The 19,207-nt window shown below is 69.7% G+C and carries 19 protein-coding genes; 8 read left to right on the top strand and 11 right to left on the bottom strand.

The annotated features are described in order from the left end of the window. Window positions 1–54: 54 nt before the first annotated feature. Both OWC43_RS16095 and OWC43_RS16090 read left to right on the top strand, forming a co-directional pair. The gene (locus OWC43_RS16095; protein WP_393957397.1) at window positions 55–792 is read left to right on the top strand and encodes a GntR family transcriptional regulator; all 738 of its coding nucleotides are present in this window, start codon (window positions 55–57) and stop codon (window positions 790–792) included. A 46-nt stretch (window positions 793–838) separates the two neighbouring features. Then, a complete protein-coding gene (locus OWC43_RS16090) occupies window positions 839–1,057 on the top strand; it encodes a hypothetical protein (protein WP_393957396.1) in 219 nt (72 codons plus the stop codon). A 167-nt stretch (window positions 1,058–1,224) separates the two neighbouring features. On the opposite strand, the gene OWC43_RS16085 is transcribed toward OWC43_RS16090, so the two are convergent. The 7 genes from OWC43_RS16085 to OWC43_RS16055 form a co-directional block, all read right to left on the bottom strand. Beyond that, window positions 1,225–2,097 (bottom strand): SDR family oxidoreductase, encoded by an 873-nt coding sequence (locus tag OWC43_RS16085; protein ID WP_137830300.1) that lies wholly within the window; start codon window positions 2,095–2,097, stop codon window positions 1,225–1,227. A gap of 257 nt (window positions 2,098–2,354) precedes the next feature. Next, window positions 2,355–5,279, bottom strand: a complete 2,925-nt coding sequence (locus OWC43_RS16080; RefSeq protein WP_393957395.1) for an FAD-binding and (Fe-S)-binding domain-containing protein — start codon at window positions 5,277–5,279, stop codon at window positions 2,355–2,357. A gap of 173 nt (window positions 5,280–5,452) precedes the next feature. After that, the gene (locus OWC43_RS16075; protein ID WP_393957394.1) at window positions 5,453–6,829 is read right to left on the bottom strand and encodes a polyhydroxyalkanoate depolymerase; all 1,377 of its coding nucleotides are present in this window, start codon (window positions 6,827–6,829) and stop codon (window positions 5,453–5,455) included. Window positions 6,830–7,064: 235 nt separating this feature from the next. Continuing rightward, window positions 7,065–8,498 (bottom strand): NAD-dependent succinate-semialdehyde dehydrogenase, encoded by a 1,434-nt coding sequence (locus OWC43_RS16070; protein ID WP_393957391.1) that lies wholly within the window; start codon window positions 8,496–8,498, stop codon window positions 7,065–7,067. A gap of 78 nt (window positions 8,499–8,576) precedes the next feature. After that, window positions 8,577–9,179: a hypothetical protein gene (locus OWC43_RS16065; protein ID WP_393957390.1), complete on the bottom strand. Its 603-nt coding sequence runs from the start codon at window positions 9,177–9,179 to the stop codon at window positions 8,577–8,579. Between the two features lie 30 nt (window positions 9,180–9,209). Further along, entirely contained in the window at window positions 9,210–9,854 is a 645-nt protein-coding gene (locus tag OWC43_RS16060) for a hypothetical protein (RefSeq protein ID WP_393957389.1), read from the bottom strand. A gap of 95 nt (window positions 9,855–9,949) precedes the next feature. Further along, a complete protein-coding gene (locus OWC43_RS16055) occupies window positions 9,950–10,735 on the bottom strand; it encodes a class II glutamine amidotransferase (protein WP_137830296.1) in 786 nt (261 codons plus the stop codon). 305 nt (window positions 10,736–11,040) lie between these two features. Here OWC43_RS16055 and OWC43_RS16050 point away from each other — a divergent pair, with 305 nt between their 5' ends. Continuing rightward, the gene (locus OWC43_RS16050) at window positions 11,041–11,427 is read left to right on the top strand and encodes a response regulator (protein ID WP_137830295.1); all 387 of its coding nucleotides are present in this window, start codon (window positions 11,041–11,043) and stop codon (window positions 11,425–11,427) included. Between the two features lie 92 nt (window positions 11,428–11,519). Here the strand turns inward: OWC43_RS16050 and rpsU are convergent, their stop codons facing one another. Both rpsU and OWC43_RS16040 read right to left on the bottom strand, forming a co-directional pair. Next, entirely contained in the window at window positions 11,520–11,828 is a 309-nt protein-coding gene (gene rpsU, locus OWC43_RS16045) for a 30S ribosomal protein S21 (protein WP_137830294.1), read from the bottom strand. 391 nt (window positions 11,829–12,219) lie between these two features. Continuing rightward, window positions 12,220–13,434 carry a polyhydroxyalkanoate depolymerase gene (locus OWC43_RS16040; protein WP_393957388.1) on the bottom strand — a complete coding sequence of 405 codons (1,215 nt, stop codon included), beginning with the start codon at window positions 13,432–13,434 and terminating at the stop codon, window positions 12,220–12,222. A 382-nt stretch (window positions 13,435–13,816) separates the two neighbouring features. Here OWC43_RS16040 and OWC43_RS16035 point away from each other — a divergent pair, with 382 nt between their 5' ends. Then, entirely contained in the window at window positions 13,817–14,473 is a 657-nt protein-coding gene (locus OWC43_RS16035) for a glutathione S-transferase family protein (protein WP_393957387.1), read from the top strand. Between the two features lie 109 nt (window positions 14,474–14,582). Here the strand turns inward: OWC43_RS16035 and OWC43_RS16030 are convergent, their stop codons facing one another. Together OWC43_RS16030 and OWC43_RS16025 are read right to left on the bottom strand one after the other, a co-directional pair. Beyond that, window positions 14,583–16,073 (bottom strand): ATP-binding protein, encoded by a 1,491-nt coding sequence (locus OWC43_RS16030; RefSeq protein ID WP_393957386.1) that lies wholly within the window; start codon window positions 16,071–16,073, stop codon window positions 14,583–14,585. Continuing rightward, entirely contained in the window at window positions 16,070–16,792 is a 723-nt protein-coding gene (locus tag OWC43_RS16025; protein WP_137830290.1) for a response regulator, read from the bottom strand. Before OWC43_RS16025 ends, OWC43_RS16030 begins: the two co-directional genes overlap by 4 nt. Window positions 16,793–17,141: 349 nt before the next feature. Here OWC43_RS16025 and OWC43_RS16020 point away from each other — a divergent pair, with 349 nt between their 5' ends. The 4 genes from OWC43_RS16020 (at window position 17,142) to OWC43_RS16005 (ending at window position 19,157) form a co-directional block, all read left to right on the top strand. Next, on the top strand, window positions 17,142–17,420 hold the full coding sequence (locus OWC43_RS16020) for a type II toxin-antitoxin system RelE/ParE family toxin (RefSeq protein ID WP_393958573.1): 279 nt from the start codon (window positions 17,142–17,144) through the stop codon (window positions 17,418–17,420). Window positions 17,421–17,447: 27 nt separating this feature from the next. Beyond that, window positions 17,448–17,804: a HigA family addiction module antitoxin gene (locus OWC43_RS16015; RefSeq protein ID WP_393957385.1), complete on the top strand. Its 357-nt coding sequence runs from the start codon at window positions 17,448–17,450 to the stop codon at window positions 17,802–17,804. A gap of 159 nt (window positions 17,805–17,963) precedes the next feature. Continuing rightward, a complete protein-coding gene (locus tag OWC43_RS16010; RefSeq protein ID WP_137830289.1) occupies window positions 17,964–18,245 on the top strand; it encodes an accessory factor UbiK family protein in 282 nt (93 codons plus the stop codon). A 405-nt stretch (window positions 18,246–18,650) separates the two neighbouring features. After that, window positions 18,651–19,157 carry a YbjN domain-containing protein gene (locus OWC43_RS16005; protein ID WP_137830288.1) on the top strand — a complete coding sequence of 169 codons (507 nt, stop codon included), beginning with the start codon at window positions 18,651–18,653 and terminating at the stop codon, window positions 19,155–19,157. Window positions 19,158–19,207 lie beyond the last annotated feature (50 nt).

Raw genomic sequence — 19,207 nt, 5'->3', positions numbered from 1 at the left:
AATTCTGCCGTCGACCTCGGTCGAGGCCGCTGCTACCAATCGCCGATGTCCGCCATGACCCTCGCACCGATCGATTCGGACGGCACCGACGCCGCCGCCTCTCCGACCCTCGGCCCGCCGCCAAAACCGCAGGAAAGACTGGTGCCCTCCCTGCACGACGAGGTGCTGGCGCGGCTGCGCGACTTCATCGTCGAGGGCAATCTCGCCGCCGGGGCGCGGGTGCCCGAACGGCTGCTCTGCGAGCGCTTCGGCATCTCCCGCACCCCCCTGCGCGAGGCGCTCAAGGTCCTGGCTTCCGAGGGGCTGATCGAACTGCTGCCGAACCGCGGCGCGCGGGTGCGCCGGATCGACGAGCGGGAGCTGGTGGACCTGTTCGACGTGATGGGCGGGCTCGAGGCGCTGGCCGGCCGCCTCGCCTGCGAGCGGGTGACGGCGGAGGACTTCGCCGAGATCGAGCGGCTGCACCACGCGATGTACGGGCATTATCTCCGCCGCGACCTGCACGGCTACTTCGCCTGCAACCAAGCGATCCACGACCGCATCGTCGAGGCCGCCGGCAACGCCGCACTCAGGGCGACCTATGCGGGCTTCGCCGGGCGCCTGCGCCGGGTGCGCTACTCGGCCAATCTCGACGCAGACCGCGACCGCTGGGGCGAGGCGATGCGGGAGCACGAGGAGATCCTCGACGCGCTCCGCCGCCGGGCGGGAGCGGAACTCGCCGACATCCTGTTCCGTCACCTGCGCAACAAGCGCCGGGCCGCCGCCGACCGCGAAGCCCAAATCTCCGAGTAGCCGGCTCAGAACGCCCCGGATTTTGCATGCATTTTAGCGGATCAGAATGCCGCGTTTCTCCGCCAATCTCAGCCTCCTGTTCACCGAACGCCCGCTGGTCGAGCGCTTCGCGGCGGCGCGGGACGCCGGCTTCGACGCCGTCGAGATCCAGTTCCCCTATGCCGAGCCGGCGGAGCGGCTGGGTGAGTGCCTGCGCGAGAGCGGGCTGCCCCTCGTGCTGCACAACCTGCCCACGGGCGACTGGGCGGCCGCGTATCGCGGCTGAGAAAGCGCGGGTCGCCCCCATATCAAAGGGGCGACCCTCGCAGGCGCGTCCTCAGGCATGTCCTGCCGAAGGGGAGCGCCGGGGACTGCGCGGCCGGCCGGAGCTCTCCTTCGAGGCCGAGCCGATTTTGGCCCCTCGGGATGAGGGATCGGCTCGGAAGGTGTCCGTCACAGCACCGGCATCGCGCCGGCCACGGTGATCAGCGCGCCGGAGGTGTAGCTGCTCTCCTCGGCGGCCAGCATCACGTAGGCCGAGGCCAGTTCCGCCGGCTGGCCGGGGCGGTCGAACGGCACTTGGCTGCCGAAGGTCTTCACCGCGTCCTGGCTCATTCCCGAGGGAATGAACGGCGTCCAGATCGGTCCCGGCAGCACGCCGTTCACGCGGATACCCTTCTCGGCGAGCAGCTGGGCGAGGCTGAGCACCATGTTGCTCAGCGCCCCCTTGGTGGCGCTGTAGGCCATCAGCGTCGGCATCGGGTGCTTGGAATTCACCGAGGAGGTGAAGATCACGCTGCCCCCCGGCGGCAGGTGCGCCAGGGCCGCCTTGGTGGCGTAGAAGCTGCCGAACACGTTGGTGCGGAAGTGTTTCTCGAACACCGCGTCGTCCAGCGCGTCGAGGCCCCGGTTCGGCTCCTGGAAGGCGGCGTTGTTCACGAGCACGTCGAGGCGGCCGAACTCCCGGGCCGTGCGGTCCACGATCTCGCGGGCGAAGGCGGCATCCTTGATGTCGCCGGGCAGCAGCAGGGCGCGCTTGCCCGCCTTCTCGATCCATTGGCCGACCGCTTCCGCGTCCGCCTGCTCCTCGGGGAGATAGGCGATGGCCACGTCGGCGCCCTCGCGGGCATAGGCGATGGCGACCGCCCGGCCGATGCCGCTGTCGCCGCCGGTGATGAGCGCCGCCTTGCCGGTCAGCTTGCCCGCGCCCTTGTAGCTCTCCTCGCCGTGATCCGGCTCGGGCTCCATCTTCGGCGTCTTGCCGGGGAAGCTCTGGGGCTGCGCGGGAAAGGGCGGGCGCGGATATTTGGTCAGCGGATCGGTCATCACGGCTCCTGTCGTGGATTGCCGCGACAACCGGGCCCGCCCGTCCCTGTTCCACCCCGCGCCGCTGGGCCGCGGCTTCCGCCGAAGCGGGGCTTCGGGTGTTTGTCCCCGCCTCGGCTTGCCCGACAGGCCGACGACGGCCCCTCGGACCGATGTCTCAGAGCACGATGCGGAAAAGTGGAATCCGGTTTTCCGAAATCATCTTGCGACATGAATAGATAGATCGTGCTGCTGTTTCCCCGAAACAGCAGCACGATCTAGAGCGCCGCGTCGAGCACGCGGGCGACGTGGATCGCCTCGCGCCCGAGGCCGTCATGGATCTGATGGCGGCAGCTCGTGCCGTCGGCGACGACGAGGTCGTCGGGCCCGGCCTTGCGGAGGGCCGGGAACAGCGACAGCTCGGCCATGGCGAAGGACGCGTCGATCGTGTCGGCCCGGTAGCCGAAGGCCCCGGCCATGCCGCAACAGCTCGATTCGATCACCCTGACGTCGAGCCCCGGCACGTGGCGCAACACCGTCTCCACCGCCCCCATCACGCCGAAACTCTTCTGGTGGCAATGGCCGTGCAGATGCGCGACGCGGCCCCCCTGCTCCCGGAGCGGCAAGCGGATCCGGCCCGCCGCGAGATCGGCGGCGAGCAGTTCCTCGAACAAGAGACTGCGCTCCGCCAGCGTCTTCGCCTCGTCCCCCGGCAGGAGCGACAGGAACTCGTCGCGGAAGGTGAGGAGGCAGGAGGGCTCCAGCCCGACCACACGCGCACCGGCGCGCACGAAGGGCAGGAGCGCGTCGAGCGTCCGGCGCGCCTCTTCCCGCGCCCGGTCGGTCTGGCCGGAGGCCAGCCACGTGCGGCCGCAGCAGAGCGGGCGCCGGCCCTTATGGGCCAGCACGCGGTGCAGGCGGTAGCCCGCGGCCGTCAGAACCCGCTCGGCGGCCTCGAGATTCTCGCGCTCGAAGGCGCGGTTGAAGGTGTCGCCGAACAGGACGATGTCGCGGACATCGTCGACCACGTCCTGCGGGTGCGCCGGCTCGCCGGCTTCGCGCCAGGGCCGCCGCCAGGCCGGCAGCGAGCGCCGCGCCGAGAAGCCGAGACGCTCCTCGCCGAACTTCGCCAGGATGGCGGAGCGGTTGCGCAGGTTGAGCAGGGGGCTCAGCGCTGCGGCGATCCCGGCGAAGCGCGGCATCTCGGCTACCAGGCGCTCGCGCAGGGGCAGCCCGTGGCGGGCATGGTAATGGTGCAGGAACTCGATCTTCATCTTGGCCATGTCGACGCCGGTCGGGCATTCCCGGCGGCAGGCCTTGCAGGACACGCACAGATCCATCGTGCGCTTCATCTCCGGCGACAGGAACGCGTCCTTGCCGAGCTGGCCGGAGATGGCGAGGCGCAGGGAATTGGCCCGGCCCCGCGTCAGGTGCTGCTCGTCGCCGGTGGCACGGTAGGAGGGGCACATGGCGCCCCCGGCGAGCTTCCGGCAGGTGCCGTTGTTGTTGCACATCTCGACCGCCGGGCCGAACCCGCCCCAATCCGACCAGTCGAGGGCCGTCCGCGCCGGCTCGGTCACCTCATAACCGGGGGCGAAGCGCATCAGCGTGCGGTCGTCCATCTTCAGCGGGCGGACGATCTTGTTGGGGTTCAGACGGTTGTCGGGATCGAAGGCGTCCTTCACCGTCTCGAAGGCGCGGGTGAGCGTCGGGCCGAACAGCGGCTCGACGAATTCCGAGCGCGAGATGCCGTCGCCGTGCTCGCCCGAATAGGAGCCCTTGTGCCGGCGCACCAGCTCCGCGGTCTCCTCGGCGATGGCGCGCATCGTCGCCACGTCGCCCCCGTCCTTCATGTTGAGGATCGGGCGCACGTGCAGGCAGCCGACGGAGGCATGGGCGTACCACGTGCCCCGCGTGCCGTGCCGGGAAAACACCTCGGTGACGGCATCGGTGTAATCGGCCAGATGCTCGAGGGGGACGGCGCAATCCTCGATGAACGAGACGGGCTTCCGGTCGCCCTTCATCGACATCATGATGTTGAGGCAGGCCTCCCGCACCTCCCAGACCGCCTTCTGGCGGTTGGCCTCGACCACCTCGACCACGGCGTCGGGAAAGCCGTGATCGGCCATGCACTGGTCGAGGCGCCGCAGATCGCGCTGGAGCGCGGCGAGGTCATCGCCCGCGAACTCGGCGAGCAGCAGGCAGTTCGGGGTGCCCTTCGTGATGTCGGCGAGGGTGGTGCGGAACAGCGGGATGTCGGCGCCGAGGACCAGCACGTTGTTGTCGACGAGCTCGACCGCCACCGGATCGAGGCCGACGATCGCCTGCGTCGTCTCCATCGCCGCGCGGAACGAGGGGAAATGGCACACGCCCATGACCCGGTGGGCGGGCAGCCGCGAGAGCTTGAGCGTCACCGCCGTGGTGGCAGCGAGCGTCCCCTCCGATCCGACGAGGAGATGGGCGAGGTTCGGCCGCGGCTCGATCAGGCTGTCGAGGTTGTAGCCGCCGACCCGCCGCTGCACCTTCGGGTAGACCCGTTCGATCTCCCCGCGATGCGCGTCGGCCAGGGCCAGCATGCGCCGGGCGAGATCTTCGGCCCGGGGGCCGCCGGACACCGCGGCGGCCTCGTTGCCGGTGAGCCCGAAGCCGAAGGCGCGCCCGTCGTGGAACAGGGCCTCCAGCCCGAGGACGTTGTCGCTCATCTTGCCGTAGCGCAGGGAGCGGGCGCCGCAGGAATTGTTGCCCGCCATGCCGCCGATGGTGCAGCGGGTCGCGGTCGAGGGCTCGACGGGGAAGAACCAGCCATCGGCCCGCAGGCGCGCGTTCAGCCGTTCCAGCACGTGGCCGGGCTCGACCGTGACGGTGCCGGCCTCCGCATCGTAGGCCAGGACCCGGTTGAAGTGGCGCGAGCAATCGACCACGAGGCCGGAGCCGATCGGCTGGCCGTTCTGCGAGGTGCCGCCGCCGCGCAGGATCACCGGAAGCGCGTGATCGGCCGCGACCTTCAGGGTCGCGGCGATATCGTCGGCGCTTTTCGGGAAGACGACGCCGGCCGGCATGATCTGGTAGATCGAGGCATCGGTCGCGTAGCGCCCGCGGGTGAAGGCGTCGAAGCGGACCTCGCCCTGCAGAACCTCCGCGAGCTTGCGCGGCAGCCCCGCCGCATTGCGGGCCGTCGCCCGCGGACTGGCTGTCGCGCCCAAGTCGAACCTCCCCTCGCCACGCCGGTCCCGACGTTTTTGAATTCATAATTCAGCGAAAGGGGTGGGTCAAACAGCGATCCGCCCCGGGGGGCGCGACAAGAGATGCCGGCTTTCCTCACGAGGACGGAAAGCCGGCATCCTCGGGATGAAGCGGTTGGGCAGAAGGGACGGGATTACCCGATCCGCTGCTCCGGACGTTCGTTCGGGGTGGGGGCGTCGCGCCAGACGGCCCAGTCGGGGCGGCGTGCACGGGGCGGCACGGCGTGGCGTTGCGGTTGGGCCAGCGCCGGCTCGACCGGCAGGAGGATCGGGCGCGTATCGACCTCCGACGCCCTCTCCGGGGCCGGGCGGGCCGCCTCCATGCTGCGCTCCATGAAGCCGCGCATCAGCGGCACGATCTCGGCGCGGAAGCGCGCGCCGTTGAAGATGCCGTAATGCCCCGCTCCCGGCTGGAGGTGATAGGCCTTGGCGCTCTCGGGCAGGTTCACGGCCAGTTCCAGCGCGGCCCTGGTCTGACCGATGCCGGTGATGTCGTCCTTCTCGCCCTCGATCGCCATGAGGTGACAGCGGCGGATGGCCCCGAGATCGACCTTCCGGCCCCGGTGATGGAACACGCCGCGGGGCAGCTCATGATCGATGAAGACCCGGCGGATCGTCTCAAGGTAGAATTCGGCGGTGAGGTCCATCACCGCGAGATACTCGTCGTAGAAGGCGCGGTGCTTGGCCGCCGAATCGCCATCGCCCCGGACGAGATGGTCGAACATCGCGTGATGCGCGTCCGCGTGGCGCTCCAGATTCATGCCCATGAAGCCGGCGAGCTGCAGGAAGCCCGGATAGACCGCGCGCCCCGCCCCCGGATAACCTGGCGGCACGGTGTGGATGCAGTTCTGCTCGAACCAGGGAAACCCCTTCTCGGTGGCCAGCGCATTCACAGCGGTCGGCGCGCGGCGGGTGTCGATCGGACCGCCGATCACGGTGGCCGAGCGGGGCACCAGCGGGTTCCCCTCCGCCTCCATGCGGGCGATGGCGGCCAGGACCGGCACCGAGGGCTGGCACACCGCCGCGACGTGGAGATCCGGCCCCAGCGCCTCGAACAGCTGGATGCAGGTATCGACGTAATCGTCGAGCCCGAAGCGGCCGGCAGCGAGCGGAACCTGCCGGGCATCCGTCCAGTCGGTGATGACGACCTGATGGGTCGGGAGGAAGCCTTCCACCGTGCCGCGCAGCAGCGTGGCGTAATGGCCCGACATCGGCGCCACGATCAGGAGCTTCGGGCGCGCCGCAAGCTCGGGACCGGGTTCGCCGAAGGCGACGGCGCGGCAGAACGGGCTTTCCCAGACGACGCGCTCGGGCACGCCGAGACGGAAGTCCGGCTTGGTGTAGACGCGGGTGGCGCGCTCGAACATCTCGCAGCCGGCGGCGACCGCGCGGCTCTGCGGCGCGTAGGCCAGCGGGTTGAACGGGTTCTCGCAGGCGATGCGGGTGGCTTCGGCGGCCATGCGCAGGGGCGCAAGCCACAGATGTCCAGCCTCGTAGAGAGGATACAGCAAGCGAGCACTCCCCGGAGCAGCTCGCAGACCCAAGCTGTCCTTATCTTCATGATGCTGAGGATTAAACTCGCATCGCCTGCAGAAAGTTTCCTTTGCTCAAGAGACCACTGGGGAAAACCAGAGTTATTGTGCACCGCCGCATCCCCGGCTGGGGCGCGCTTTCCCGTCCGAACCCCTCGTCCGTCATTCCGGGGCGCGGAGCGAAACCGGAACGACGTTGTGAGGAGCGAAGGCCTCAGGCGCTCGCCTGGGTGACGAACTTCGTCACCAGATAGGCCTCGATCGCCTCCGAGCCGCCCTCGCTGCCGTAGCCGGATTCCTTGACGCCGCCGAAGGGCGTCTCGGGCAGCGCGATGCCGTGGTGATTGATCGAGATCATGCCGGATTCGACGCTCGCTCCGACGCGGGTCGCGCGGGTGGCCGAGCGGGTATAGGCGTAGGCGGCGAGGCCGTAGGGCAGGCGGTTGGCTTCCGAGAGCGCCTCGTCATCCGCGGAGAAGCGGCGGATCGCGGCGATGGGGCCGAACGGCTCCTCGTTCATGATCCGCGCATCGAGCGGCACATCGGTGAAGACCGTGGGCTCGAAGAAGTGGCCCCGATTGCCGATGCGCTTGCCGCCGGTCCTGAGCCGGGCGCCCTTGGCCTCGGCATCCGCCACGAAGGCTTCCATCGCCTCGACCCGGCGGCCATGGACCAGCGGGCCCATCCCCGTATCGGGCTCGAGCCCGTCGCCGACCACGAGAGCCTCGGAGGCCGCCACGAAGCCGTCGACGAAGCGGTCGTAGACGGTGTCCTGCACGAGGAAGCGGGTCGGCGCGACGCAGACCTGACCGGCATTGCGGTACTTGTTGGCCGAGAGCACCCGCACGGCGGTGTCGACATCGGCGTCGTCGAAGACGATGGCCGGGGCATGGCCGCCGAGTTCCATCGTCGCCCGCTTCATGTGGCGACCGGCGAGGGCGGCCAGGTCCTTGCCCACTGCGGTCGAGCCGGTGAAGGTGATCTTGCGGATGACCGGGTGCGGGATGAGGCGGCCGGAGATGGCAGCGGGATCGCCGTAGACCAGGGCGAGGGCATCCCCCGGCACGCCCGCATCGAGGAAGGCGCGCACCAGCTCGGCGCAGGAGGCCGGCGTGTCCTCGGGTCCCTTGAGGATCACCGAGCAGCCGGTGCAGAGCGCCGCCGAGATCTTCCGCACCGCCTGGTTGATCGGGAAGTTCCAGGGCGTGAAGGCGGCGACCGGCCCGACCGGCTCGCGCGTCACGAATTGGAGCACGCCCTCCGCGCGCGCCGGGATGACCCGGCCATAGGCGCGCCGGCCTTCCTCCGCGAACCACTCGATGATGTCGGCGGCGACCCCGGTCTCGACCCTAGCCTCCGCCAGCGGCTTGCCCTGCTCGCGGGTCATGGTGCGGGCGATCGGCTCGAGGCGCTCGCGCATCAGGGCGGCGGCCCGGCGCAGGATCTTGGCCCGGTCGAAGGCCGAGATCCGTCGCCACGCGGCGAAGCCCCGCTCGGCCGCCGCGAGCGCCGCGTCGAGATCGTCCTGCGTCGCCACCGCGACCCGGCCGATGGTCTCCCCGGTGGCGGGATTGAAGATCGGCAGGGTGTCGCCGGCCCCGCCGCCGCGCCATTGGCCGGCAATGTGAAGCGAAACGTCGAAATCCATGAGCCGTCTCCTGGGCGGGGAACGGCCCTTATCTAGTCGAGCGGCCGCGGCTTGGGGACCGGGCGGGGCTGAAGGACCTTATCCACCCATCCGCCATTGCGGCGTCGGCTCGGGCGGCGACGGCTCGCCGTGCAGCGCCCTCGCCTGCTTGGCCCGCCGGACCACGTCGTCGAGGAAATCGTCCTCGACCTGGACCGGCCCGCCCTTCAGGCGCTTCATATCGATGAACGGAATGAAGACGGATCGCCCGTCGCCATCCAGAAGCCAGAGCGCCGACGTGTTGAGCGACGGGATTTCGAGGATGCGCGGCTCGTAGATCTCCGCACGCCCGGCGGCCTGCACCTCGCAGAGATGAGCCGCCTCGATCAGGCGTCCGGCGTTCTCGTTCTGCGACAGGCTGGCGAAGCGCAGGGCCTCGTCGGCGGTCTCTCGCAGATCGGCGAAGGCGGCTTGCCCGCGGCTCTCGATCAGGTAGCGCCAGCCGACCTGCTCGGCCTGCACGAGGTCGTCGCGATCGGTGATCTGATCGAGGGCGAGGCGGTAGAGCGGCAGCGGCTCCGACAGGTCGATGCTGGCGCCGCCGAGAAGCGCGTCCGGGTCCGCGGGGCCGCTCAAATCCCGCAGGGCCCGCCCCACCAGACCGGCCCCCCGCTCGGGACCCTTTCTCAGGCTCAGTGCCATGTCACGTGTCCCCTGTCGCTTCCCCCGATATCACGCGCCCAAAGTGTCCGGATCCGGCGTGAAATCCGTGTCGGCTGCGGCCAGAACAGCGCCGCCCAGGGCCGCCGCGGGTACGGTGAGGTAGGTGTGGGTCCAATCTCCCCCCGATTGGTAGGCGATCGGAAAATCATCGAAGGCAACCTGCGATTCAAGGAAAATCGGATCGGAGACATCGATGTACCGGCGGCCTCCGGGCCCGACGAGCCAGCCTTTGATCACGGCGAAATGTCCGCCGCCGCCGTACCAGCCGATCCGGCATCCGACCGGCGAACCATCGGCGACGCGCGCCTGGATTTCCGGGAAACCGAGCGTCCCGGGCCTCATGCTCTCCAGGTTGCCCGTGATGGTCAGGACGCGGTCGAGATACCAGGGCTGGTCGCACTTCGCGGGATCATCGGCACCGTCGGTGCAGCAATCGCTCCGCCCCAGGGCGATGCCCGCCAACTGGCATTGCGTGCGGGTCCGTGTGGCGTCGTAGAAGCGCTCGACGGCCACGCCGACCGCCGACCAGCACCAATTGTCCTGCTGCTGGCGCTCGACCGTGATGGGAATGCGACCCTGGACCGGCGCGGGCGCTCCGCCGAGGGACGCGACGGCGACGCTCGCCTGCACCAGCGGCACCGCCTTGGGGGACAAGAATCCGGGTATCGGCATCGGCAATCCGAAGATGCGCCCCGGCACGAAGCCGAAGCGCCAAAACCGGATTCAACCTAAACGTGTTCCGATGTGTTTCAAGCCGCCGCGCGGCCGGCTTCCGGTCGGCTCACCACCGCGCGGAAACCCCGGCGTGCCCGGAGCGTACCGCCCTTGGGCACCACCTGCCAGCCCTCGCGGCAGCCGTCGATCGGCTCGGACACGACGGTGAGGCCGCGCTCGCTCTCGCGATAGTAGAGGCTCGGCGGGCGCCCGTCGCAGGCCCAGCGGAAGGCGGTGAGGCTGTCGCCGTCCGTGAGCACGGCGGTGAAGCGGAAGGGCTCCGCGATGCGCGCGGCCTGCATCAGGTCGCGCACGGTGGCGCAGGTCGTCTCCATGGCGGCGACCGGGTCGGTCTCCAGCCCATGGGCCAGGGCCAGCAGGAAGATTGCCTCGGAATCGGTCGTGCCGCGGCGGGTGTCGTAAAGGTCATCCGGGATCAGCGCCTCCAGGCGCCGCTTGATCCGGTGATAGCCGCCGATCTGGCCGTTATGCATGAACAGGTGGCGGCCATGGGCGAAGGGATGGCAATTCGCCCGCGTCGTGGCCGTGCCGGTCGCCGCCCGCACATGGGCGAAGAAGGTCTTGGCCCGCACCTGCCGGCACAGGTTGACGAGGTTGTCGTCCGACCAAGCGGGACAGACATCGCGATAGAGACCGGGCTCGGCATGCTCGCCGTACCAGCCGATACCGAAGCCGTCTCCGTTGGTCTCGGTCTTCGCTTCCGACGCGTGGAGCGATTGATGCACCAGCGAGTGCGTCGGGGCGCAGACGAGTTCGTTCAGGAAGACAGGCTCACCGAGATAGGCGAGGAAACGGCACATGGCGGAACGTCGGCCTCCTATGTCTCCTGGTTCGAGCGGTGCAAGACTCGGTCCGAAAGGGCCGCTGCCCGTCACCGGCTTGTTACAATCCGATCCGTTGCGTGAACAGGTCGTTAAGAAACATCATTGCGCCGGCTGAACGTGAAGCGACGCCCGGCCCCTGAACCATTCATTCGCGGGCCTGTTGTCGCAGAGCAACCTTCGGCAGCACTCGTTGCCGTGTGTCGGGTTCAGCCCGCGGGTTCCACCCGTCCGGCGCCGCGTCGTCCCGCGCCGGTCCTTCCTTCGTCGCCAGAGGAGCCATCATGCCCCAAGCCCCGTCCGACTGTCCCGTCGCGCTCGTCGTCGAGAACGACGAGGCCGCCCGCGATCTCGCCGCGGCGCTGATCGAGGAGACCGACCTCGACGTCATCGCCTGTTCGAGTGCGGAGGACGCGCTGGCGGTGCTGGAGCGGGACGACGTCACCGTCGCCATGGTGGTCGCCGATACGCGGCTGTCGGGGAAGATGGACGGGGCGACCCTCGCCCGCACCGTCGAGGATCGGTGGCCGCAGGTGCGGCTCGTGGTGACCTCCGAGGGGACGCCGCGCGCCGACCTGCCGCCCCACGCGGTCTACATGAGCAAACCCTGGCTTCCCCTCGACCTCCTGCGGCAGGCCGAGCGCGCCACCCTCACCGCCCGGGCGGCCTGATCCCGGACACGAAAAAGGCCCCGCTCACGGCGGGGCCTTTTTCGTGTCGGATCCACGAGGAGCCGGGCCCGGAGACCGGGCCGAGGCCGGCCTCAGGAGGCGACGGCGGGCGTCGCGGCGGCGGCCGGCTGCTGCGAGAAGCTCGGGGCGCCGGGGCGACGCGGAGCGCCGGTACGGGGCTTCGGCTTCGGCGCGGCGATCAGGCCCTCGCGGATCGCGGTCTTGCGGGCCTGCTTGCGGGCGCGGCGGACGGCCTCGGCCTTCTCGCGCGCCTTGCGCACGGAGGGCTTCTCGTAGGCCTTGCGCTGCTTCATCTCGCGGAAGATGCCCTCGCGCTGCATCTTCTTCTTGAGGACGCGAAGCGCCTGGTCAACGTTGTTGTCGCGAACGAGTACCTGCAACGGAATCAACCCCTGAGTTCTGCTGTTTCGGACCGCGCCGGCCTCGGATTCCCGGCCGGACCGGGAAAAAGCCGTCAGGCGCCTCGGTCCCCGGTTTCCATTCCGGGGGAGGCGTCGCGACGGCGGCCGAATCGGCGCGAATGAATTGCACCTGGGCGCGCGACTTACACGAAGCCGGCTCCGGTTGGAAGTGTGCGCGGAAGACAAGGCCTTCCGAAAGTTTTTCCCCACACGGATCTCGCCCCTCCGTGACGCGTCCGCCATGGTGCGGAACCGGGGGTCGCGGCGACGGGATTGTCAGCGCCGCTCGCCGCTTCCCCGGCCGTCCTTCGAAGGGGTCCGTCGGCGAGCCCGGAAGGACGGCCGAGGGATGCCCGTTTGCCGGCCCGCCTCAGGCGTGGGAGGCGATGAAGTTGCGCACCAGCGGGTAGGTCTGCCCCTCCCACTTGCGGCCGGAGAACACGCCGTAATGGCCCACCCCCGCCTGGAGGTGATGGCTCTTCATATGCGGCGGCAGGCTCGAGCAGAGGTCGTGGGCCGCCATCGTCTGGCCGACCGCGCAGATGTCGTCGCGCTCGCCCTCGACCGTCATCAAGGCGGTGCGCCGGATCGCGCCCATGTCGATCCGCTCGCCGCGATAGGTCAGCTCGTTGCGCGCGAGCGTATAATCCTGGAACACGGTCTTGACCGTCTCGAGATAGAACTCGGCCGTGAGATCCAGCACGGCGAAATACTCGTCGTAGAAGGTCTCGACGGCGCGGGCCTTCTCCGCATCCCCGTCGACATAGTTCCAGAACAGGTTCGCATGCGCGTCCTGATGGCGCTTGGCGTTCATCGCGACGAAGGCCGACACCTGCATATAGCCGGGATAGACCCGCCGCCCGGCACCCTTGTGCCGCCCCGAGACGGTGGCGATCAGGTTCTGTTCGAACCACTCGATCGGCTTCGAGGTGGCGAGCTGGTTCACCGAGGTCGGGCTGATGCGGCAATCGACCGGCCCGGCCATCAGCGTCATGCTGCGGGGCTGGGCCTGGTTCTTGGTATGCGCCATCACGGCAGCGGCGGCGAGCGCCTGCACCGCGGGCTGGCACACCGCCATGAGATGGGCGCCCTCGCCGATCGCTTCCATGAAGCGCACGACGTGATCGACATAATCGTCGAAGCCGAAGCGACCTTCCGAGACCGGCACGTCGCGGGCATTGTGCCAATCGGTGATGTAGACGTCGTGATCGGGCAACAGCGTGCGCACCGTGCCGCGCAGCAGCGTGGCGAAATGGCCCGACAGGGGGGCGAGCAGCAGAACCTTGGGCTGGGCGGTGTCGATGTCCTTGCGGAAGCGCAGCAGCGTGCCGAACGGCGTGGCCAGCACCGGCTCCTCGACGACCGGCACCTCGCGGTTGCCCACCGTGACGGCGTTGATGCCGTAGGCGGGGCGGGCGAAGGTGAGACCGGCCCGCATCATCATCCGGGCGCCGGCCGACCACCACTTGGCGCTATCGTGCCAGGGCGTGCGCATCCAGGGCGCCGCCACATCGTGGATGAGGCTGCCCCACTGGCGCGTCTGCCGGGCGATGTCCGACTGGACATCGAAGGCTTGATACAGCATCGGGTCAAACTCCCAGCACGAACGTCCCGATGCCCGGCGTCGTCCGGTGCACTTTATCCAGTCCGCGGCCGTCGCCCCCGCGCCGCGATTTCGGGCGGTCCAGGCTAAGCCGTTCGAAGAACCGCGCAACCGACCAAAAGTACACAGATGCAGCCTGTGTCGAGATTGCATCACACTGCGTGCACGGTCGTCCGGAGAACATTCGTTTCCCGTGTCGCGCCATCGGCTTGGCCCGTCTCTCTTCCCGTCTCTCTTCCCGTCGCTCTTGGGGACCGTGCCCCGCCGCGAGGCGCGGGTCCGATACCGCCGGGCCGACGGCGGGCCGGGGATCCGGCACAAGTCTTGGATCGCCGGACCCAAGACCCATGCGGGAGAAAAGGCCATGGCCGAGGCGACGCTCACGATCTCCAGCCGGAACTATTCTTCCTGGTCCCTGCGCGGTTGGCTGCTGTGCCGGATGGCCGGGCTCGACCTCGCCGTGGAACTCCTGCCCGGCAGCGATGCCTCGACCCGAGCGGAGCTGCTCCACCTGTCGCCGTCCTTCCTGGTGCCGCGCCTCGACCATGGCGGCATCGCGGTCTGGGACGCGCTCGCCATCGCCGAATATCTCAACGAGATCCGTCCCGAGGCCGGCCTCCTGCCGGAGACGCCCAGCGAGCGTGCCCGCTGCCGCTCGGTCTCGGCAGAGATGCATGGCGGCTTCATCAACCTGCGCTCGGCGCTGCCGATGAACCTGCGCAGCCTCCACCGCGGCTTCAAGATTTTCAACGGCGCCAAGGGCGACATCGAGCGCATCTGCGTGATCTTCGAGGATTGCCTGTCGCGCTCCGGTGGGCCGTTCCTGTTCGGCGCCCGGCCGACCATGGCGGACGCGATGTACGCCCCCGTCTGCACGCGGTTCCGCACCTACGACGTCGCCCTGCCCTTCACCGCCGCCACCTATCGCGACACGATCCTGGGCTGGGACCTGCTCAACGAATGGGCATCCCTGGCCGAGCATGAGCCGGACGAGATCGAGGAACTCGATATGGAGTTCTGATCCGGCGTCCGCTCGATGCAAGCCGGATCAGCGCGCTCGCGCGGCGCTTGAGCGAAGCCCGCATCCGCCATCCCATAGGGCTCGACCGGATGGGGCCCGAGGGGCGCCCTCAGCCGCCGCGGCTCGATGCGGCGAGCGGCAGTTCGATGCGGGCGCAGAGCCCCCCTCCCTGGCGGTTCTCCAGGGTCAGGCGTCCGCCATGACCCTCGACGATGGCGAGCACGATCGACAGGCCGAGGCCGAAGCCGGTCGCCGCGTTGAGGTTGCGGGCGCGGTCGCCGCGCACGAAGGGCTGGAGCATGGCGTGGCGCTCGGCCTCGGGGATGCCGGGCCCGTCGTCCAGGACCTCCACGGCGACGCCGGGGGGCTCGCTCTGTCTCGCGGGTCCCATGAGGATGCGGGCGCCGCCGCCATATTTCACGGCATTGTCGACGAGGTTGGTGAGCGCCCGCTCCAGGTCGTCGGGGCGGCCGCGCACGAGGACGTGGCGGCTGCGCTCCAGGCTCACCGCCGCGCCGATATCGATGAAGCCGTCGCAGACGGTCTGGACCACGGAGGCGAGGTCGATCAGCAGCGGCTCGCCCTCGCTCGCACTCCCCTGTCCGTCGCGGACGAAGGAGAGGGCGGATTCGACGAGGCCGTTCATCTGATCGAGGTCGCGCAGGGTCATCTCCCGGGCGCGGTCGTCCTCGATGAACTCGGCGCGCAGGCGCAGGCGGGTGATCGGGGTGCGCAGGTCGTGGCTGATCGCCGCCAGCATCTGCGTGCGGTCGTCGAGGAGCCGCAGCACGCGGGCGCGCATCCGGTCGAGGGCGCGCGCGAGCGCCAGCACCTCCTCCGGACCGCGCTTGGGCAGCGGCGGCGGCTCCTCGGCGGTGCCGAAGGCTTCGGCCGCCGCCGCGAGCCCGGCGAGGGGCGCGGTGAGCGCCCGCGTCGCCCAGAACAGCAGCAGGGTGAGGCTGACGCCGAGGAAGACGAGGGTGAAGATGATGGCGCCCTGCCCGAACAGCGGGCGCGGGTGATCGTCGGGGAGCGCCGCCCGCAGCCGGGCGCCCGCGGGCGTGACGAGCCCGAGCGAGAGGAGGCCGGCCTCGTTCCCCGCGGGGGAAAGATCGACGAGGGCGAGATCGCGTCCGAATCCTTCCCGGAGCCGGACGACCAGGGGATGGCGGTCGATCGCCCGCTCGACGGCCTGCTCTTGTCCCTGCCCCTGCTCATGGCCCGGTGCCGGTCCTCGCGCTCCGGCGGGCGCCGCGCCGTCCCAGGGGGCGATGCGCAGGGTCGGCAGGCTGCGCGCCCCCGCGCGCAGCAGGGCGTCGCGCTCGCCGGGCTCGGCGGCGTCGAGGAGGCGCGCCAGGGTCGCGAGCCGGGTCGCGGCCACGCCGGGATGCCCGTCCGCCCGCCAGGGCTCGCGCAGAACCAGCACCGCGACGGTGGCGAGCACGTGGGCCGCCAGCATCGCCGCCACGACGAGGAGCGCGATCTGCCCCGCCGCGCTCCGCGGGCGCGACCAGACCGGCCATCGCCGGGGCGCCGCGGCGGAGGAGGCGGCAGGGGACGCCACGGATGACGGCAGGGCGGTGGTGCGGCCGGTGCTCATGAGCGGGCGATCTCCGGCGCGAACAGGTAGCCGCCCGAGCGGATCGTGCGGATGATCTCGGGATTGCGCGGGTCGGCCTCGATCTTCTGGCGGATGCGCGAGACCAGCACGTCGATGCTGCGCTCGAACGGCCCCGCCGCCCGCCCCTGCGTCAGGTCGAGGAGCTGGTCCCGCGAGAGCACCCGGCCCGGCCGCAGGCAGAGCGCGTGCAGGAGGTCGAACTCCGCCCCCGTCAGCGAGAGACGCGCGCCTTCGGGACTCAGCACCTGCCGCAGGCCGGCATCGAGCGTCCAGCCGGCGAAATGGAAGCGGCGCACCCCTTCGCCGTCCTGCGGCTCGGCGCCCTTGCGCCGCAGGATCGCCCGGATGCGGGCGAGCAGCTCGCGCGGATTGAACGGCTTGCCGAGATAATCGTCGGCGCCGATCTCCAGCCCGACGATGCGGTCGATCTCCTCCGACTTCGCCGTGAGCATCAGGATCGGCACCTGCGAGGAAGCCCTGAGGCGGCGGCACAGGCTCAACCCGTCCTCGCCGGGCAGCATCAGGTCGAGGACGATCAGATCGACGCGGGCATCGGCCAGAACGCGATCCATCTCGCGCCCGTCGCCGGCCACGCTCACCCGGCACTCGTTGGCGCGCAGGTAGCGGGCGACCAGCGCGCTGATCTCGCGATCGTCCTCGACGACGAGGATGTGGGGGGTGGGGGCGTTCGCGCTCATGGCGCGTCCAGTCTTACGCCCGCTCCGGCCCGGCGCGGAAGCGGGTGGACGGCGCGCGATTGTCACCCTCCGTTTCGGCGATGGCGGCCGGACATGTTCGGTAACAGAGTGGCATGGCGGTTCGGGACCGCGCTCGTCCCGGACCGAACGCCCGGAATCGGGCATCCATCGATGGATCGACCGCGCCGAAAACGGTGGCGGTCAGGAATACGCCACGGCCGACATCGTCCCCTGATCGCGACGACCAGCACAGCTCAGCGCCAGATGTATCACTGGAAGATACATATGACTTGAACGATGTATCACCGCGAGATACATTCTGCGCTCCGGAGCGGGTGGGCTCGTGACGATCCAGAGCTTCCATGACAGCTTGACCGAGGCCGTTGCGCAAGGTCGGCGGCCGCGAGGCTTTCCGGCCGACTTGTTCAGGGTGACGCAGCGCAAGCTCGCTGCCCTGAACGCCGCGGAGATACTGGACGATCTCCGCTCGCCGCCGGGCAACCGGCTCCACGCCCTGGAACGCGACCGCCTCGGACAACACGCGATCCGCATCAACGACCAGTTCAGGCTCTGCTTCGTCTGGACCGAGGCCGGGCCGGAGCGCGTCGAGTTCACAGATTACCACTGAGCCGCGACCGGCATGGATGCCCCAGCGATGACCGCCTCCCAGAACCTGACGCTCGCCGCCCTGCGCAGCCTCGACCTCGAACAGGCCGAAGCCGCGCATCCGATCCATCCAGGGGAAATCCTTCGCGAGGAATTTCTCGTTCCACTCAATGTGTCAGCCGGCGCAGTCGCCCGTGCCTGCGGCGTGCCGCGCACCCGCATCGAGCGGATCGCCACCGAGGCCACCGGCATCTCGACGGATACGGCGCTCCGGCTCGGGCGCTATTTCGGCACCACGCCCACCTTCTGGCTCAACCTCCAACGCGCGTTCGAACTCCAGATCCTGGAGCGCGAGATCGGAGCCGAGATCGCCCAGATCGCCCCGCTCACGCGGGACGCGGCCTGACCACGGCAACGCGCTCCGCCACCGGGATCGGCGGCGCGCTTCCTGTTTGGGCGCAAGCGGGCGCCGTCCCGGCATCGACGGCCGCTCGATTGCCCCGCCGCCCGCGGATTCTTATGTCGGAGCATGCCCGCAACCGTGTCGGGCTCGGGAGGAGAACCCATGCAGAGCTCGAACCGCCTCTTCGACGACGTCGCCCGGATCTTCACCGACGCCGCCGGGGCGGCTCAGGGGGTCCGCCGCGAGGCCGAGACCCTGATCAAGGGACAGGCCGAGCGCCTCATCCGCGACATGGATGTCGCCACCCGCGAGGAGGTCGACGTGCTGCGCGACCTCGTCGCCGCCCTGCGCAGCCAGAACGACGCCCTCGCCGCCCGGGTGACCGCCCTGGAGGCGCGCCTCGGCACCGAGGCCGGCACGGCGGGCAACACGGAAGCGGTCTGACGCTTTCACCGGACCGATCGCTGCGGCGGAAGGAAACCGAAGGCGTCGTTCCGGATTCCCCTCCTGCCGCGGCGGCGCGATCCGGCGCCGTCCCGCACGATCGCAAGAGGCCGGATCGTCCGGATTCGAATGATCTTTGCACAGGAAGCAGCGGTGGACAGCCTTTGTTGCCCACTGCTGATGCCGGGACGACGCTTTGAAGCACGCCGGGGCTGCGGGCTATAAACGTCGGGTAGACGATTCGCCCCGTCGGAACAGACCGACCGGACCGCGGGGCCTCGTGAAATCTGATCGAAACCCTCCGCGGGACGGAGATCGACGGAACTCGTCCGGGTTCCGCCACGGCCCTGCTTTGCCCGCCGGCCCGATCGGACCCGTCCGACCGTGCCGACAACTTGGATCGCCATGACCCAGCTCAGCCTCATCGAAGCCAACGACCGGTCCGAGCACCCGATCGACGTCGTCGAGCGCCTTGCCTCCCTGCGCGACTGGATCTTCGATCGCATCGAGACCGACGAGATGTCGGTCTCGGTCTCGGGGCGCTGGGCCGAATACCATGTCGCCTTCACCTGGATCGAGGAGGTCGAAGCCCTCCACGTCGCCGCCGCCTTCGATCTCAAGGTGCCGGAGCGGCGCCGCGCCGAGATGCTGCGCCTCGTCTCGCTGGTGAACGAGCAGCTCTGGATCGGCCATTTCGATCTGTGGTCGTCCGACAGCGTGGTGATGTTCCGCCACTCGCTCCTGCTCAATGACGGGCTCGCCCCGACGCAGGGCCAGTGCGCGGCGCTGATGAAGGCCTCCACCGATGCCTGCGAGCGCTACTTCCAGGCGTTCCAGTTCGTGCTCTGGGCCGGCAAGTCCGCCCGCGAGGCCCTCGACGCCGTGCTGTTCGAGACCGAAGGCGAGGCCTGATCCGGGCTCGAGCCCGGCGCCGACCCGACCCGCGCGCCGGCACCGACCGC

Origin of the sequence: Methylorubrum sp. POS3, from assembly GCF_043352485.1 — a bacterium.
Lineage (GTDB): Bacteria > Pseudomonadota > Alphaproteobacteria > Rhizobiales > Beijerinckiaceae > Methylobacterium > Methylobacterium suomiense.
The sequence above is the reverse complement of the archived record's forward strand: the minus strand, read 5'-3'. Positions and strand labels throughout refer to the sequence as shown.

Coding starts and splice junctions, on each gene's coding strand:
- OWC43_RS16095 (WP_393957397.1), top strand. CDS start 55: ATGACCCTCGCACCGATCGATTCGGACGGCACCGACGCCGCCGCCTCT.
- OWC43_RS16090 (WP_393957396.1), top strand. CDS start 839: ATGCCGCGTTTCTCCGCCAATCTCAGCCTCCTGTTCACCGAACGCCCG.
- OWC43_RS16085 (WP_137830300.1), bottom strand. CDS start 2,097: ATGACCGATCCGCTGACCAAATATCCGCGCCCGCCCTTTCCCGCGCAG.
- OWC43_RS16070 (WP_393957391.1), bottom strand. CDS start 8,498: ATGGATTTCGACGTTTCGCTTCACATTGCCGGCCAATGGCGCGGCGGC.
- OWC43_RS16065 (WP_393957390.1), bottom strand. CDS start 9,179: ATGGCACTGAGCCTGAGAAAGGGTCCCGAGCGGGGGGCCGGTCTGGTG.
- OWC43_RS16055 (WP_137830296.1), bottom strand. CDS start 10,735: ATGTGCCGTTTCCTCGCCTATCTCGGTGAGCCTGTCTTCCTGAACGAA.
- OWC43_RS16050 (WP_137830295.1), top strand. CDS start 11,041: ATGCCCCAAGCCCCGTCCGACTGTCCCGTCGCGCTCGTCGTCGAGAAC.
- OWC43_RS16040 (WP_393957388.1), bottom strand. CDS start 13,434: ATGCTGTATCAAGCCTTCGATGTCCAGTCGGACATCGCCCGGCAGACG.
- OWC43_RS16035 (WP_393957387.1), top strand. CDS start 13,817: ATGGCCGAGGCGACGCTCACGATCTCCAGCCGGAACTATTCTTCCTGG.
- OWC43_RS16030 (WP_393957386.1), bottom strand. CDS start 16,073: ATGAGCACCGGCCGCACCACCGCCCTGCCGTCATCCGTGGCGTCCCCT.
- OWC43_RS16025 (WP_137830290.1), bottom strand. CDS start 16,792: ATGAGCGCGAACGCCCCCACCCCCCACATCCTCGTCGTCGAGGACGAT.
- OWC43_RS16015 (WP_393957385.1), top strand. CDS start 17,448: ATGACCGCCTCCCAGAACCTGACGCTCGCCGCCCTGCGCAGCCTCGAC.
- OWC43_RS16010 (WP_137830289.1), top strand. CDS start 17,964: ATGCAGAGCTCGAACCGCCTCTTCGACGACGTCGCCCGGATCTTCACC.
- OWC43_RS16005 (WP_137830288.1), top strand. CDS start 18,651: ATGACCCAGCTCAGCCTCATCGAAGCCAACGACCGGTCCGAGCACCCG.